This window comes from Metabacillus malikii (assembly GCF_030813355.1).
GTDB classification, from domain to species: Bacteria; Bacillota; Bacilli; order Bacillales; family Bacillaceae; genus Metabacillus; species Metabacillus malikii.
The window spans coordinates 102,039-119,050 of sequence record NZ_JAUSUD010000002.1 but is presented as its reverse complement, the minus strand read 5'-3'; the positions used below and the strand labels follow the sequence as shown (position 1 = coordinate 119,050).

Genomic DNA, 17,012 nt, shown 5'->3' with positions numbered 1-17,012 from the left:
TCGTCCAACAATGGTAATTCACTATTAAATAGTTCATAAGTAATAGTGTTTTTTTAGATAGACTGATTTTGAAGAGAGTTTTCGTTTAGCAAAAGTGTATTTTGCTCTTCTCGTTTTAGAAAATCCCAGATCCCCCATATATACATAATGCCTAGAGCCCTGTCATATAGGCCGTATCCAGGACGACATTCTTCATCAAAAATATGTCTACCGTGGTCTGGTCGGGCATAACCGGTATAGTTGATATCGTGATACGCTTTAACAATGCCAGTAATATCAACTGAACCATCTTCTGTTCTGTGAGATGTTTCAATAAAATCTCCATTTTCATATCGTTTAAGATTACGAATATGAGCAAATGGAATTTTCTCCTTAAATTCTTTTATCATTTCTATAAGATTATTATCTTCAGTAGCGCCTAACGAACCGCTGCATAATGTAACACAGTTAGAAGGACTCTCAATCAAACTTAATAATCTTCGAATACTTGCAGCAGAAGTGATGATACGCGGTAATCCAAATATTGGCCATGGCGGATCATCCGGATGGATTGCCATTTTCACATCATGTCTTTCCGCAACAGGAATAATTTCTTTTAAAAAATATTGAAGGTTATTCCATAAATCTTCATTTGTTACTTCCTTATATGCTTCGAACAAATACTTAAGTTGGCTAAGCCGTTCTGGCTCCCAACCTGGCATAGTGAAATCCGGGTTATTCGAAATCTTCTCGACAAGTTCTTTTGGGTCCATTTTCTCTACTTTTGCCTTCTCATAAAAAAGTGCTGTTGAACCATCTGACATTTCTTTAAATAAATCCGTTCGTGTCCAATCAAAAACAGGCATGAAATTATAGCAAATAACTTTAACACCAACACTAGCAAGCTTTTCAACAGTCTTTTTATAATTTTCGATATATTTATCTCTTGTCGGTAATCCTAGTTTTATATCATCATGTATATTCACACTTTCCACAACATCAATGTGAAAACCATATTTTGAGGCTTCATTTTTAACATCTACTATTTTATCAAGTGGCCACTCTTCACCTGCAGGTACATCATGCAATGACCAGACAATGCCTTCTACCCCTGGTATTTGCTTTACATGTTTTAATGATACAGAATCATTCCCCTTGCCAAACCACCTAAATACCATCTTCATATTTTTTCTCTCCCATCTGCCATTAGACAAAAATCAGGTACACTAAGTTTAACCTCTTAATAAATCATCCTATTTTTTTCGTCATTGATACCTGATTTTCGATAAAAATACGTATTGATTTTATCCCGCCATTCCTTAGCATTTGCTAATTGTCGTTCAAGTCTATCTAACACATTGGCATAAATCGCCTTATCAAGGTCCTTCTCAAGTCGAGTGAACATTTCTCGTAGTTGCTTAACCTGTTCCACTCCCTCGAAGTGTGTATCATATATATGCTGAATAACGGTTTTTCCAGAGTGTAGCCTATACGTATAAGGTACATGGTGGAAAAATAACAGCAGTTCATCAGGACATGTTTCAAGAGATTCATAGTAATCTGCATTTTCCCTAAAATATTGTCCAGTATAACCAGTTCCCGTTGCTATCGTTCTGTCTACTCCGATACCATCATGGTCAGCAAAATGATATGTTCCCCATACAGAGTATTCGTAGCCATCTATATTCGGTCCATAATGATGTCCCGGGTTAATCATCCAACCAACTCCAAGTGGAGCAGTATAGTTTTCGTAAATTGGCCATGATTGCATCAACATATTCAATATGATCTCTTTCACATGTTGCTTATGACCAAATGTAGCCTCGACCCACTCTTCAGCAATTTCTTCTGCAGATAATTCCGGATTCCATATTAGCCTGCCATAACCGTATAAATTTGCCTGTGCTAACGTATTTCCAGTCCAATTTGTATCATTTCCAATATTAGAAACTGCAGCGATACCACTGTATTTAAAGTTAAATAATGAACCATCAACAATATTTTTCACTTCTGATTGTTTTCCTTTTGCATACGTATCAAAATCCAATACTTCTTTCCACTGTGGTACTAAATAACACAAATCGATTTGTTGTCCTGTGTATTCTTGTGCAACTTGAAATTCAATCAATTGGTTTGTTTCACTCATTGCACCAAATAGCGGTGATACTGGTTCTCTAACCTGGAAATCCATCGGTCCATTTTTTATTTGCAGGATGACATTATCTAGAAACTTACCATCTAATGGCTTAAAATTGTCATATGCTGCCTTCGCACGATCAATTGACCTGTCACGCCAATCTTGCAAGCAATTATAGACAAAGCAACGCCAGATGACGACTCCTCCAAATGGTTGTAGAGCTTTTGCAAGTACATTTGCTCCATCTGCATGATTACGATTATATGAAAAAGGCCCTGGACGATGTTCCGAATCTGCCTTGACAACAAAACCACCAAAGTCAGGAATATATGAATATATTTCTTTTGTTTTTTGTTGCCACCATTTTTCCACCTCAGGATTTAACGGGTCTGCTGTTTCGAGTTTGCCAACTTCAATAGGGCTCGCATAATTAATTGAAAGAAACGTTTTTATCCCATAAGCCCGAAAAATATCAGCAGTCTTTGCTACATCTGGAAGAAATTGTTCTGTTATTAAATTTGTTTCAACTTTAAAGACATTGACGTTATTAATCGAGATAGCATTAATACCAACCGATGATAATAACCGAGCATAATCTTTTATCCGCTCCCAATCACCACTAAATTGATTATCAGTATAGAAAATTGATTGACCCGAATATCCTCTCTCGATACTCCCATCCATATTATCCCATTGGTTAATCATCCGAAATTGATTTCTAGGATTTTCTATGATCGAAAGATTATCAACCATTTTTCGTGAGGCCATCAACCTTAATAAATGAAATGCAGCATACAAAACTCCTATATCCGATTTCCCTACCAGATAAAGGATATTCCTGTCATTTTCATTAACAGATTTTATTATGTAACCGTCATCATTTAATTTGTCAATTAGTTCATTATTGACAATCGGATTATTTACTTTATCAGCCGTACCTAAAATAATTGCTGCAGAATTGATTTCTTGTGTCGCTATTGATGGTTTAGAGCCTAAGTATGAATGTAGCCCTTTTTGTAATTCTGATACAGCTGATTCAATAATTGTAGATTTCCCTAAAACTAATAAACTCTGACAATATCTTTGGTAATGCTCAACCAATGCTTCATCTTCAATTTTTGTATATTGAAGCCAACAATGATAACTAACCTCTGTTGCACCTGTTAAATAATTCAAGTTATTCATGTTAATCCCCTTTCTACTTATCAGTAAAAACGTGTTCTGCATATCCGAATTATTAACCATTTACCTCAATTACGTAAGCATGAAAACAATATTCCTGTCCATTTAGCCTAACAAGAACTACCGCTTACTTCTAGTTACAAAACTAAACTAGTTATACTAGTATGGTAGATATATATCTTCATTATAGTTTACACTTCAACACTTTTCAACCAATTGTTTATTTAAATATTCGTTTTCCATATAAAAAAGAGCAATATCTTATAAAAAAATAATGCCCTCAATAAATAATAATCAACATGATTGTCACGTTCGCTTACAAAAAATTTATAAGTATGTAACCATTCATATTTAAAAACAACTTTCTAAATACTTTCTCTCTAGATATTGTTTTAACTTAATTAATTTTTCAGCTTTTCAATTTCATTTATATCCGAGTTTTTACGATATTGACTAGGTGTTTGTCCGGTATTTTCTTTAAAAAGCTTAATAAAATACTTTGATGTATTATACCCTACTTGCTCAGCGATCCCAGTTACTGATTGTTTTGTAAAGAGTAGCAGTTTCTTCGCCTTTTCTAGCCTTCTTCTCGTTACATACTCACTAAAAGTCATATTGACTTGCTCTTTAAATAGTGCACTAAAATAACTTGAATTCAAATGTACATGCTGTGCTACATCCTTCATTGTAAACGGCTTTTCAAGATGTTCATCAATATATTTTATTGCAGTTGTTATCGGGGTCTTTTCTTCTAATTCATCATCTTGTATATCAGCTAATCTAGCATCAACAACCTTTTGCAATTTTTCTTCTCTTTCTCTCTTTGCTTGTTCCGTTAATGCTTGTTCGACAGCTTCGATTAGTTTATCTTTTGTTAGAGGCTTTAATAAATAGTTTAAAACACCTAGCTGTAATGCTTCTCTTGCATAATCAAATTCTGAATATGCAGAGATAACAATAACAACTAAATTTTTTCCTTCCTCTTTTAACAACTTTAACATTTCTAGTCCGCTAATCTCTGGCATTGAAATATCAGTTAATAAAATGGTTACGTTCTTTTGCCGAAGGATCGGGATTGCTGCTTTTGCACTATCAGCACTAATGATTTCATATTTCCCGTCACTCCAGTTATCTAGTGTCTTTTTCAGGCCTTCCCGTGTTCTTGGCTCATCATCAACTATTAAAATGGATTTTTTTAGCATTAGTAAGCCCCCTTTAATCCGATTAACAACTTAACCCTTCAGTACATCATGTCGTATCGGGATTTCAAATGTAAAACAAGTTCCCTTTTTTTCTTCACTCGTAATTGTTATGAGTTTCTCAGCTTCCTGATTATAATATAGTATTAAACGCTTATTTACATTTGCAATGGCCATTCCGTTTCCCCTCATTGAATAAACTTTCCCTGTCTCCAATAAGTTGTAAATATCATTAATTGCTTCCTTTTTCATGCCTGGACCATTATCTTGAATTGAGATAAGCAAATAACCTTGTTTTGAAGAAGGTGTCACAATAATATGTACAAAGCCTTCCCCTACTTTGTTTCCTACCCCATGTAAGATAGCATTTTCTACGATTGGCTGAATAAGCAGCTTTGGAATGTTAATTGTTTCAAATATCTCTGGAATTGATACACTCCAAGTAAAACGATCACCAAACCTCATTTTCATTAATTGCATATACATCTCAATATGCTCAATTTCCTGCTTAAGCGTTACCCACTCATCTTGCTTTTGACTACTAATTGTGTAACGAAATAACTCAGACATAGCAATGACAGAATTCGCTAGTTCATCTTCTCCCTTTTCATCTAATGACCAATATAGAGCATCAAGTGTATTAAATAAAAAATGAGGATTTATCTGTGATTGTAATGCTTTTAACTCTGCTTGACTTTTTAATATTTCCTTTTCATAGACAACTTGAATTAAATGGTTTGTATTTTCAACTAGCTGATTGTATGTTGTATTTAATTCCTGTATTTCAATCGTCGAGGATATATCAGGGTTAATTGTTAATTTCCCCTTATCTCGACCCCGCTTCATTGTTTTCGTTAATTTTAATATTGGTCGAGTAATCATTGTTGACAGTAAGATAGATGACACGACATAAATCAAAAATCCAAAAGCTCCTGATAAAATGATAGCTGAACGAAGAACCGTCATTCCCTCTGTTACGTTGCTTAATGGTGTTAAATAATACATTGTCCATCCTGTAACTTTCGAGGTTTGCTTCACAATCATGTAATCGCTTCCATCTATCTCGATTGTATCGTCTTTTTCCTTCACAAGTTCCTGTATGTTACCTTCATAATTTGATGAAATTGCGTGATTATCTTGATCAACTAACACAACAAATTCTTGATTATCATTTGTTTCGGTCATGTCAAAATAATTCGGATCGATATTGACTATTAAATAGCCTCCATGCTCATAAGATTGAGTAATCAGTCTTACTTGTTTTATGACTAAATAATGCCCTAGCTCCTTTGGGTCCTTACCAGCCCACACCATTTTCCCCTTAGCCTTATTAGCAGCATCAATCCATTTATGCCCAATTCGGTCATACAATCCACCCTCACGAAGTGGAATTAAACGCCTTTTATTGAGCGAATATACTTCAAAAGAAGTAATTCCGTAAGAATAAACAGCTTGTAATTCACTTCCTCTTTGCATAATTTTTTGCCTCTCAGTAAACGTGGCAAGTGTACCTTGTTTCTCTTTTAATAATATTGATTGAACATATGAGTCTGCTGCAATTTGCTTTGTTAGCATATCTATTTGCTCATATAGTGATTCCATTCTTCCTGTTGCTTCAATGGCAGTTTGCTGGATTTGTTTTTCAGCATTTGTTTGAAGTAAGCTAGATACTAAGTTGTAAGTCATAATACCTACTAAACAGAGAACAAGAACCATAACACTTAAGAATACTAGTAAAATTTGATTACGTAACGTATTATGTCTTGCCAGATTAAATCTCATAGTCCCATGCCTTTCAACATATTCAATTTGTCAGAGATATCTATACATTAATGTACCATAACACTGTATAAATTAACATAGTTTATTAAGTAAACGAAGTGATTATATAAAAGTAGATACAAATAATATTTTTAACAATATATTGAAGAATATGATGAAATCATTTCTCTTAATAGAACTAAACGTTTTAAAGGTTCAAGCTCAGGACTCAATTTCCACGGATGGGCAACGACTAGAAGTTTTCGCTTTTTTAGCGGAAGCAAGGTCGAGTGTCGGCAACCAACGCATAGATAAAATAGTGCCCCGCCGACCTGTCCACATAAAAACACAATTGCCTTTTTAATTTCAACCGATGTAGTAAATTGATTTAAACTAATGTATTTTGGTCGACATTCAGCTCGATTAAATTATCGTCTGGATCCGCACAAAAAATTTGCGCAAAGCCACTTACGCTATATCGGTATTCTTCAAATTTTACACCTTTGGATTTTAAATATGTTAGTGTTTCCTCATAGTTCTGAATACGGATTGCGAAATGTCCATCCTTCGAATCAATTTTTGGGTTATTTCGAAATGTCGTTGCCATTGGTTCAACAATTAGATGGAGCTGTTGATTACCAACTTGATACCATGCTCCTGGAAAATCAAAATCTGGTCTCGCTATTTCTTGTAACCCCAGAATTGTTCCATAAAATTGTTTTGCCTTACTCAAGTCTTTCACGGCTAAACTGACATGATGTATGCTATCTATTTTAATCATCTTTTCCCTCACCCTTCTTTACTAACTTATTTATGTAATTGACAAAGTGTAATGTCTTTTATCATAATCCCTGAATATTTTCTATCATTATTTTAGCATGATTATGAATTTTTTGGGATTTTTTCAATTGAATTCACGTATGAAGTTTCGTTCTTTTAGTAACACTAGGTGTAGGAGGTTATGAAAATAATGAAGCATCTTACAATCCTTTTATTAAAATTTATTACATGTCTTATTGCGTTTGGGGTCGGGCTAGACTTATTTTTCGACGCTACATTTGCGGATATTCTTTCATTCAGTTTATTTTTAACGATTGCATCCTATGTTCTCGGAGACAGAATTATCCTGCCACAATTGGGGAGACGTGCTGCTGCTGTTTCAGATTTTCTTCTAACTTATTTAAGTGTGTGGATTTTTGGAAGTATCCTTTTAGATAATTACTTACAAATCGGTTGGGGTAGTATTATCGCTGCTACAATTGTGACAGCTTCAGAAATTCTCGTTCACCTTTTTTTAGAGGAACGATTACCTGCTGCTCCAAAAGCAGAAAGCCAAAAAAGAAGGATGAGTCCGACATTGGCATTTAGTACTGAATTTGCAGAGGAAGAAGATATTAAAAAATTACAAAAAGCTGCCGAAGAATTTACCGAAAACAGAGAATAGATCGTAATCAGGTGAACGCAAATAGTCAGACTTCTCTAATTCACGATATAATTGTGATTTATTTAAAAAGTCTGACCGATTTGGTTCACCCTATTTTTTATTCACTTAAATCAACGTTATGGTAGACTTGCTGAACATCTTCCAAGTCTTCTAGTGCATCAATCATCTTTTCGAATTGGGCCTTTGCATCTTCTGGTAAAGTTAGTTCATTTTGTGCTAACATTGTCAGTTCAGCTACATTAAACTCGGTTATCCCAGCTGTTTTAAAAGCTTCTTGGACAGCATGGAATTGGTCAGGTTCTGCATATACAATAACCGTTTCTTCTTCCGCCATTATGTCGCGAACTTCCACATCTGCTTCCATTAATAATTCTAATACTTCATCTTCTGTTTTACCTTCAATGCCGAAAACCGCTGTCGCGTCAAACATATAGGCAACAGAACCACTTACACCCATATTGCCGCCATTTTTCCCAAATGCTGCTCGAACATCAGAGGCAGTACGGTTAACATTATTTGTTAAAGCATCAACGATGACCATTGATCCATTAGGTCCAAATCCTTCATAACGAAGCTCATCAAAATTTTCTTCTGCTCCGCCCTTTGCTTTTTCAATTGCACGGTCAATAATTGCTTTCGGAACACTGTATGTCTTTGCTCGTTCTAGGACAATTTTTAACGCTTGGTTAGATTCCGGGTCTGGCTCCCCTTGTTTTGCTGCTACATATATTTCGCGTCCAAATTTAGCATAAATACGACTAGTATTTGCATCTTTTGAAGCCTTTTTTTCTTTTATGTTATTCCATTTACGACCCATATTAACACTCTCTTTCCACATTATCTGTTAGTAAAAAGGGAATATACTATTGTTTCCCTTGTTAACCATTTTTGTCACGTCTATTATACAACAATGAATGTCTACTTTCGAGTTTAGCGAGAAAAAAATCTATTTTAAGGAAAGAGGCTGGGACATAACAAAAGACACATAGTTAAACACGAACCTTATTTTTTAGTAGGGGATGTGTACTTTTTATAAAGATTGATTGGAGCTGATCGCAAGACGACTGCAGGAAGCGTGGGAGGGATAAAACCACACAGGCGTTTGCGGAGGAGGATCAATTTAAGCGTAGGTGGCTTGTTTATCGACCACAACTTCAGACCGGCATCGACTAAGAGTATTACGATTAACTGTATGGCTAATCAGTGATGACTTATCGTAGTAAGATGACCTGAGGTTTGCCCGTTCGTGCCAGCGGATTTATAAGGATCATCTCCCACCCCACATAAAGCGATTACTTGCTCTGCAATCAATCAAATCGTCTACCTCGAAAACCAATAATATAATGATTTATAACTAAAATTATTAAAAATTTAAACGAAGGTTAAACTCAGCTCCTAATTTTTAGTTCGGATTAGTCTTATATCAAAACATTCTCCCCAACTTCTCACTGTAATCCGCTATTAATCAATGGTGTGTATTTCTTCATATAATACTTGCAAAAAGGCGTTAGCTTCCTGCGTATCAACTTTCTTTATTGTATATGTAGACGAAGTAGGTTCGACTATTTTTTCAGATATTACTTCCCTTAGCCTTTTTGTTTGTAATTCGGTTTTTACCATTGTATACGGTAAATATGATACACCTAACCCACTTTCAATAAAACGTTTCGTAATTTCTAATTGACCGACATTCATGGTTCGAACAAAGGGATAATGACTTTTTATTTCTTTAATAAGATTATCCCAATATTCTGGGTGGTTATTGGTCATCACTCTATATTTGGTGAGGGTTTGTTCCTCATCTCCACTCGAGTCAGGTGGTGCAACAAGGACAACACGATCCTCATGTATTTTTCGACAAAAGACATTTTCATGACTTGGCTTTATTCTTGATAGTCCTAGATCCGCTAAACCTGAACGAATGCATTCAGCAATTTCATATGATTTTACTATATTTATAATTACCTCAATGTTTGGATGCTCTCGAATAAAACGACTTAAAATTACCGGTAATAATGATGATGCAATTTGTGGAGCGGATGCAATTACTAACTTTCGTTGATAACCTTGTTTCCATGCTTCAAAATTTCCCAATCCATTTTCGTAAGCAGATACAATTTCTTTAGCATATGGGAGGAAATGATGTCCTGCCGAAGTTAACGTGACTGTTTTTCCATTACGTTCAAACAGTTTGACCATTAGTGAATCCTCCAAGTTTTTTATATGCTTAGTAATTGCCGGCTGTGTAAGATATAACTCTTCAGAAGTTTTACGAAAATTTTCATATGTAGCTGCAATTATAAATGTTCTAACCCACTTTATTTCCATATCGTTCCCCTTATAACAATTTGTTATCAATTTCTATCAAAATCGTTACTGTTCTTTATCACTCACTATCAGTATAATTCAATTTACAGATATAACCAACATATATACGAGGAGTGATTACATGGTAGAGAAAAGTAAAGTTGACAGTTGGAATCCATCACTTTATGATGCTAAACATTCATTTGTATCAAAGTTCGGTCAGTCCATTATTGAATTATTAAAACCTAGTAAAGATGAAAGGATACTCGATATTGGTTGCGGAACTGGTGATTTAACAAATAGGATTGCGACACAAACAGCATATACGTTAGGTATCGATTTTTCTGAAAGAATGATTACACAAGCTAAACAAAAATACCCAAACATCCCTTTTCAAGTCTGTGATGCAACGAACATGAATTTTTCAGATGAGTTTGATGCTGTTTTTTCAAATGCAGCACTTCATTGGATCAAACCTCCTCACAAAGCATTAACTTGTATTCATAGTAGTTTAAAAACTGGTGGCCGGTTTGTAGCTGAATTTGGCGGGAAAGGGAATGTACAACTTATCATTGCCAGTATCGAAAAACAATTAACGGAACATGGATTCGCTGATAATCTTCATGACAATCCATGGTTTTTCCCTAGTCTTGGCGAGTATACATCAATGATGGAACTTTACGGTTTTCGTGTTGTCTTTGCTCAACACTTTGATCGACCTACACCTTTAGTTAATGATGAAGGAATGACCAGCTGGCTTATGATGTTTGCTAACTGCTTTTTCAAAGGTATTAACGACTCATTAAAACAAGAAATCATAACGAAAGTAGTCGAAGACCTTTCACCAGTGTTATGTAAAGATGGTGTGTGGATTGCAGATTATAAAAGGTTAAGAGTGGTTGGGATAAAGATGTAAGTACAACGGTTGGCTTGAAAAACCACCCTCAGCACTAAGTCGTAAAGATTTAGCACATGGCTAATAATGTTAGTTTACAGATAGAATTTCACAAGTAAGTGATAGTGTGAGTGAATGCTCTAACAAGCGAATACTAGTAAATAAAATGTTTGAGAGCTTAAAAGCACTTACACTCATGCTTTGTGTCACAGAGATGAATGACATTACTTCAATCCGAAAAAAATAGTAGCACAAACCATGACCTTGGTCTGTACTACTAAAGTTAGTATGTGTAGGGATTCATAATTTTTGATGAATTATTTTTGGGACTCCCGCTATCGCTTCGGGAGTTTCGGCATTCCCGTAGATGGGACACGTTGAAATTCCATTGATACCTACTAAATTTTCTTCATTATGTTACAAATTATGTTAGGCTTTACATTAATTCATTCCGCTTACGTAAATATTTATACAAGTATAGACTCATCACTGTGCATAGAAGACTACAAACACCAATAAAAACGAACCCCATTTGAAATCCTCTCGTAACACCGATTTCAGCACCATGTAGATTCGTAAACCACGCTTTAAAAAAGTCAATAATTGCTCCGATAGCAAAGTTACCAATGACAACTGCTACACCCATTATCGTTACTGTGACTGATATTGCCGCATCAATGCCAGTTGGATAACGTTTCGCTAATAGAGCCATGACAGTCGGGTATATTGGAGCAATCCCAAAGCCAGCAAGTGAAAATAACCAAATAGCTGAGTGACCTATAACAGTTGCCAAAATTGTTGCAATTCCTGCAACTCCCGAGAAAATGATTAATGATGTCATGAACCCAATTTTATCTGTAATAAAGCCGAGTAGTAGCCGTCCAAGCATGAAACATAAGAAAAAAAGTGATAGCATTGCTGATGAAGAAGTTGCTGTCCATTGATATGCCTTTTCTAAGAAATTCACAAGCCACCCAGCGATAGATAATTCTGCTATTACCCCTAATGATAAGATGATAATAATGAACCATGCTGCAGGGTCTTTCAAATATACCTTAAGTGGTAATTTATTTTCAGTTGTCGCTGTATCGTTAGGGAACTTACTGAACATCGTTGGTATGAATGGAATGATACATAATGAAAGCATCACGAGGTACATCCCTCTCCAGCCCAATTCTCCTCCACCAAGTAAATGCATTCCCATTAAACTAGACGCCATAAGCGGTGCAGCTGTTGAACTTAAACCATAGAAAAAGTGCGATAAATTCATCATAAATCCAGTATTTTTTGTAAACACTCTTGCAGCAAGAATCGCTAAGGCAATTTCAAGCATACCATTGCCAATATACATTAAAAAATAGGAAGCTGAGAAAAATGTAAAATTGTTAGAAAAATAGATTAGTACTCCTGATACGGTCATTGAACCGAAGGCAAGTAAACTAGAAAGTTTAATCCCGTATTTAGAAGTTAATAAACCTGTAAAACTACAGGCTAGCAAAAATCCGAGTGAATTCAAGGCTAAGAGCGTTCCTATTTGCAGCTCATCAATTCCAAACTCACTTTGTATGCGCGGAATTGCAGGACCTTTAATATTTTCCGAGAATCCAAAAACTAAATACCCAACAAAAATAACAATAAACGGTAAAAAGATTACTTTCCTTTGTGTCTGAACCTCTACATTTGTTTGCATGTTTGTAAACTCCTCATTAATATCACCGGGGACTGTCCCCCGCCACTTTAACGCGGTAAACTATTGAGGGACAGTCCCCCGATAAAGTGAGTGGTAGAAGCCGCCAGCTTGTAGTAATTGGTGGTGTGTTCCTTGTTCTATTAGGGTCCCATCTTTGATGACGAAAATTTTATTAGCTTTTTCAATCGTCTTTAAGCGATGAGCGATGACGAAGCTTGTTTTACCTTTTGTTAAATTAGCGAGTCCCTTTTGTATTTCAATTTCTGTTCGTGTATCAATATTTGCTGTCGCTTCATCTAAAATAAGTATATCTGCATCTGCTAGTATTGATCTGGCTATCGATACTAATTGCTTTTGCCCTTGGCTTAAATTACCTCCACCGGCGGTAATTTCTGTTTCATACTGTTTTGGTAAATATTTAATAAATGTGTGTGCAGAAGCAGTCTTTGCAGCTTGAATCACTTCTTCATCTGTAGCATCTAGTCTGCCGTAACGAATATTCTCCATAACTGTTCCTGCGAATAAATATGGGTCTTGTAAAACGATCCCTATCCGTTTGCGTAAACTCTGAATTTTATAATCTCTTATATCAGTTCCATCTATTAATAAATTTCCTGATTCAATATCGTAAAAGCGAAGTAATAAATTCATAATAGTTGTTTTACCTGATCCTGTTGGTCCAACAAGCGCAATTAACTCCCCTGCTTCTACTTGGAAGCTTATGTCATGTAAAATCCTTTTACGACTATCATAGCTAAAATGAACATGTTTGAAATGGATATCACCATTAAATCGGTAAGCCTCTCTAGCATTCTGTTTATCTTTTATATCAGGAACTTCATCCATTGTTTCAAAAACCCGCTCCGCCCCAGCTAGTGCAGCTTGTATTGAATTTAATAATGTAGATAGCTGGTTTATCGGTCGCGAAAACTGTCTTGAATAAGTGACAAAAGAAGCAATGACCCCAATCGTCGTATACCCTTTTAATGCCATTAACGCCCCAACTCCGATTACAAGACCAAGCCCAAGATTACTTATAAAGTTATTCACAGGTCCAAGGAATCCAGAGAACATATCGGCACGCATTGCTGATTGTCGCAGTCTTTCATTCACTTCACGAAATTGTCCTAATGTATCTGCTTCCTTTCCAAACAATGTAATAACCTCACCGCCACTAATCGATTCCTCTACAACACCATTTAAATCCCCAACGTCTTTTTGCCTTTTTGAGAAGTTTTTCCTACTTAAGCTCACTATTTTTTTAGTCAAAAATAGCATAAATGGAATTGTGACAAATGAAACAATTGCCAGCACCCAGTTTAATGAAAACATTGCAATTGAAACACCTGTAACCGTTAAAACCGTAGAAATAATTTGAATGACACTTTGACTTAAAGCCTGGTTAAGATTTTCAATGTCATTAGTAAAACGACTCATTAAATCTCCATCTTTATTACGGTCAAAAAATCTCAATGTTAATGATTGAAGCTTAGTAAATAAATCATAACGAAGAATACCTATCGTTTTCAAAGAGATATTAACCATTATATATGCTTGTAACCAAGTAAATACTGATGTTGCAAAATAAATGGCTAAAAGGGTCGCTAACATTTTTAAAGTACCATTTACATCCTTTGGAATAATATATTCGTCAATGATAACCCCAATTAAATATGGCCCTAACAGACTTAATAGTGATGTAATGATAACTAAAAGTGATGCAATGACAAGACCAGCCTTTTGTCGTTCCATATATCTCCAAACGCGTAAAAGAGTACCTTTTGGATTTTTCGTTTTTTCTGCCTTCATCTGAACTTTTCCTTTAGGCCTTCCTGATGCCTGTTGGATTTTTTCGATTCGGTTCGGTTGATTACTCAACGGCAACTCCTCCTTTATCCGTTTGTGTTGCATAAATTTCTTGATATAAAGGACAAATATCGAGAAGCTGCTCATGTGTACCTTCCCCAACAATCATTCCATCATCTATGACTAATATTTTATCTGCATGCTTAATTGAAGAAATTTTCGATGCGACAATAATTTGAGTTTTTTCTTTATAAACCGTCTGTAATGTGTTCAAGATAGATGATTCAGAATGAGCATCAACAGCTGATGTTACATCATCCAATATTAAAATCGACGGGTTTCTAACTAAAGCTCTTGCGATGGATAGACGTTGTTTCTGACCGCCAGATAGGTTCGTTGCACCTTGTGTTAATGGATGTTCAAGCTTGTCATCAAATTTTTCGATAAACTCGGACGCACACGCATGTACTGTTGCAAGATGAAGCTGCTCGTTTGTAGTATTAGTACGCCCAAATTTCAAATTACTCGCAATACTACCTGAAAACAAACTCGCCTTTTGGGAGATGTACCCAAAAAGTGAACGATATTCGTCCAGATGATATTCCTTAATGTTTCGACCATTCAGCAGAATTTCACCATGAGTCGGGTCATAAAGCCTTGGAAAAAGTTTAATTAATGTTGTCTTTCCACTGCCAGTAGGACCAATTATTCCAACCTTTTCACCTTTATTAACTGTGAAAGATAAATGTTCTAAAACATTTTCACCATTTTCCTCATAGGCAAAACATACATCACGGAATTCAAGGTCACCTTCTATTAATTTTATTGATTCATTTTGCAACTCCTTACGAATCCTCGGTTTCGTCTCTAATAAATTTTGGACACGTTCCGCAGAAGGAAAAGCTCTCATTAATTGCATCAAAACCGTACTACTTGACATTAACGCCATTAAAATAATATTTAAGTAATTTATAAAGGCTAATATAACTCCAATTTGAACCTCATTTTGTCCGATTGGAATTACTCCTAATAAAAGTGCAACAATAATCCCTATATTTATAATAAAAAGTAAGATAGGCATTAAAAATGTCATAAGTTTATCTGCTGCAATTGTACGATTAGTTAGATGATCATTGATTTTTTTAAAAGTTTGAATTTCATAGTCTTTTCGGACGAAAGCTTTAATTACTCGAATACCAGCTATACTTTGCTGTAACTTTGTATTGAGCATATCAAGTCCTTCTTGAACCTTTTTAAACCATTTGCCGGCCTTCTTTGAAAAATAAGTTATACAAAGAAGTAAAATTGGTATTGTAACAATAATAATTGGAAATAACTCTCTAGCTTGAAAGAAAACGATAATAATACTACCGATAAATAAAAGTGGACCTCTCACAAATACACGTAATGTCATCATTAATGCATGTTGGATTAAAGCTACATCACTAGTAATAATCGTAATCATTTTGCCGATTCCAATAGCGTCACGATTCTCACTTGAAAAATGTAACGCTTTATTAAATAAATCATTTCGTATATCCGACGCAACATTTACAGCTGCTTTCGTACTATAAACCGTACATCCAATGCCTCCGACTAAACCAACAATTGCAGCCAACAACATATATATCCCCATTTCAATGACATAAGACAGCTCACCATTTGCAATCCCATCGTCAATTATTGTTTGCATAAACATCGGCTGCAAAAGATCCATCGTTACCTCCAATGCCATTAACAATGGTGCTAATAAAACAAATATCCGATATGGTTTCGTATATGAAAATAAATTTCTAACTGCTCTCATTCATCTTCCTCCGTTTGTTCAGTTAACCATCGGACTAAGTGCATTCGGTTTGTTTGTAAGACAGAAAGGAGTTCATTCATTTTTTCCGGATCATTCACTAGTAATCTAGTTGCATAGTGATACTCTAAATGATATTGTTCAAATTCTTCACACAACAGACCTATCTCTTTTGATTTCCTCATCTGCAGTCGGAGTTTCCATTCTTCCCAAAATCCATCTCCGTCACCAAAATCATTCATAAAATCGATGCCCTCTTGCAGAAGTGTGTACATTTTTTTATCATCTTCCTCATTTACAGCGACAAGGTTTTTATCAACTAAATCTTGTAAAGCAGGATATACAGTTCCAGCACTTGGTGAATAGTTTCCTTTGCTCCGTTCCTCCAATAATTTCATAACCTGATAACCATGCATCGGAGTCTCTTTTAACAGATGTAAAATTGCCATTTGGATTAACCCCCTACGCTTATAGGGTTTCTTCTTAAAACTAGCTTGAGTATGACCAGGCCGTCTATGTAAAAGTTGATTTAGCTTATCATATCCTGCACTTGTTAATTGACAAAGGCCTTCACTACTAACTTCTATCCAATGATTCGAGACCGCATCATCTAATATCTGATGAAACTTACTTGGAACTTCCTTCACATAAACATTATTCCTTTGTAGCTTCATAAAAAGATTGAGCATCATCTCAGATTTTTGTGTTAATGACATGTAATTCCTCCAATATCTAATACTATTACGATAAATTTTAATCGATATAGTCTTTTAGTACAATCTATTTTTTTCTTCATAATAATGAAAAA

13 protein-coding genes are annotated in these 17,012 nt (G+C 35.2%); 2 read left to right on the top strand and 11 right to left on the bottom strand.

Annotated elements, in window-relative coordinates:
• Positions 1–53 precede the first annotated feature (53 nt).
• From uxuA to J2S19_RS02820, 5 genes are all read right to left on the bottom strand, one after another.
• Positions 54–1,163: a mannonate dehydratase gene (gene uxuA / locus J2S19_RS02840; RefSeq protein ID WP_307336918.1), complete on the bottom strand. Its 1,110-nt coding sequence runs from the start codon at positions 1,161–1,163 to the stop codon at positions 54–56.
• A gap of 56 nt (positions 1,164–1,219) precedes the next feature.
• A complete protein-coding gene (locus J2S19_RS02835; protein WP_307336914.1) occupies positions 1,220–3,301 on the bottom strand; it encodes an alpha-glucuronidase family glycosyl hydrolase in 2,082 nt (693 codons plus the stop codon).
• A gap of 398 nt (positions 3,302–3,699) precedes the next feature.
• Entirely contained in the window at positions 3,700–4,500 is an 801-nt protein-coding gene (locus tag J2S19_RS02830; protein WP_307336911.1) for a response regulator transcription factor, read from the bottom strand.
• A 30-nt stretch (positions 4,501–4,530) separates the two neighbouring features.
• Positions 4,531–6,279: a cache domain-containing sensor histidine kinase gene (locus J2S19_RS02825; RefSeq protein ID WP_307336909.1), complete on the bottom strand. Its 1,749-nt coding sequence runs from the start codon at positions 6,277–6,279 to the stop codon at positions 4,531–4,533.
• A 367-nt stretch (positions 6,280–6,646) separates the two neighbouring features.
• Positions 6,647–7,039: a VOC family protein gene (locus J2S19_RS02820; protein WP_307336906.1), complete on the bottom strand. Its 393-nt coding sequence runs from the start codon at positions 7,037–7,039 to the stop codon at positions 6,647–6,649.
• A 189-nt stretch (positions 7,040–7,228) separates the two neighbouring features.
• On the opposite strand from J2S19_RS02820, the gene J2S19_RS02815 reads away from it, so the two are divergent.
• Positions 7,229–7,702 (top strand): YndM family protein, encoded by a 474-nt coding sequence (locus tag J2S19_RS02815; RefSeq protein WP_307336903.1) that lies wholly within the window; start codon positions 7,229–7,231, stop codon positions 7,700–7,702.
• 97 nt (positions 7,703–7,799) lie between these two features.
• Here the strand turns inward: J2S19_RS02815 and J2S19_RS02810 are convergent, their stop codons facing one another.
• Both J2S19_RS02810 and J2S19_RS02805 read right to left on the bottom strand, forming a co-directional pair.
• Entirely contained in the window at positions 7,800–8,519 is a 720-nt protein-coding gene (locus J2S19_RS02810; RefSeq protein ID WP_307336900.1) for a YebC/PmpR family DNA-binding transcriptional regulator, read from the bottom strand.
• A gap of 644 nt (positions 8,520–9,163) precedes the next feature.
• The gene (locus J2S19_RS02805; RefSeq protein ID WP_307336897.1) at positions 9,164–10,030 is read right to left on the bottom strand and encodes a LysR family transcriptional regulator; all 867 of its coding nucleotides are present in this window, start codon (positions 10,028–10,030) and stop codon (positions 9,164–9,166) included.
• A gap of 121 nt (positions 10,031–10,151) precedes the next feature.
• On the opposite strand from J2S19_RS02805, the gene J2S19_RS02800 reads away from it, so the two are divergent.
• On the top strand, positions 10,152–10,925 hold the full coding sequence (locus J2S19_RS02800) for a class I SAM-dependent methyltransferase (protein ID WP_307336893.1): 774 nt from the start codon (positions 10,152–10,154) through the stop codon (positions 10,923–10,925).
• Positions 10,926–11,340: 415 nt separating this feature from the next.
• On the opposite strand, the gene J2S19_RS02795 is transcribed toward J2S19_RS02800, so the two are convergent.
• From J2S19_RS02795 to J2S19_RS02780, 4 genes are read right to left on the bottom strand one after another with little or no spacing between them, the layout of a single operon-like run.
• Positions 11,341–12,594 carry an MFS transporter gene (locus tag J2S19_RS02795; RefSeq protein ID WP_307336890.1) on the bottom strand — a complete coding sequence of 418 codons (1,254 nt, stop codon included), beginning with the start codon at positions 12,592–12,594 and terminating at the stop codon, positions 11,341–11,343.
• Positions 12,595–12,654: 60 nt separating this feature from the next.
• On the bottom strand, positions 12,655–14,451 hold the full coding sequence (locus J2S19_RS02790) for an ABC transporter ATP-binding protein (RefSeq protein WP_370875040.1): 1,797 nt from the start codon (positions 14,449–14,451) through the stop codon (positions 12,655–12,657).
• Between the two features lie 13 nt (positions 14,452–14,464).
• Positions 14,465–16,207: an ABC transporter ATP-binding protein gene (locus tag J2S19_RS02785; protein ID WP_307336889.1), complete on the bottom strand. Its 1,743-nt coding sequence runs from the start codon at positions 16,205–16,207 to the stop codon at positions 14,465–14,467.
• The gene (locus J2S19_RS02780; protein WP_307336886.1) at positions 16,204–16,920 is read right to left on the bottom strand and encodes a PadR family transcriptional regulator; all 717 of its coding nucleotides are present in this window, start codon (positions 16,918–16,920) and stop codon (positions 16,204–16,206) included. Before J2S19_RS02780 ends, J2S19_RS02785 begins: the two co-directional genes overlap by 4 nt.
• Positions 16,921–17,012 lie beyond the last annotated feature (92 nt).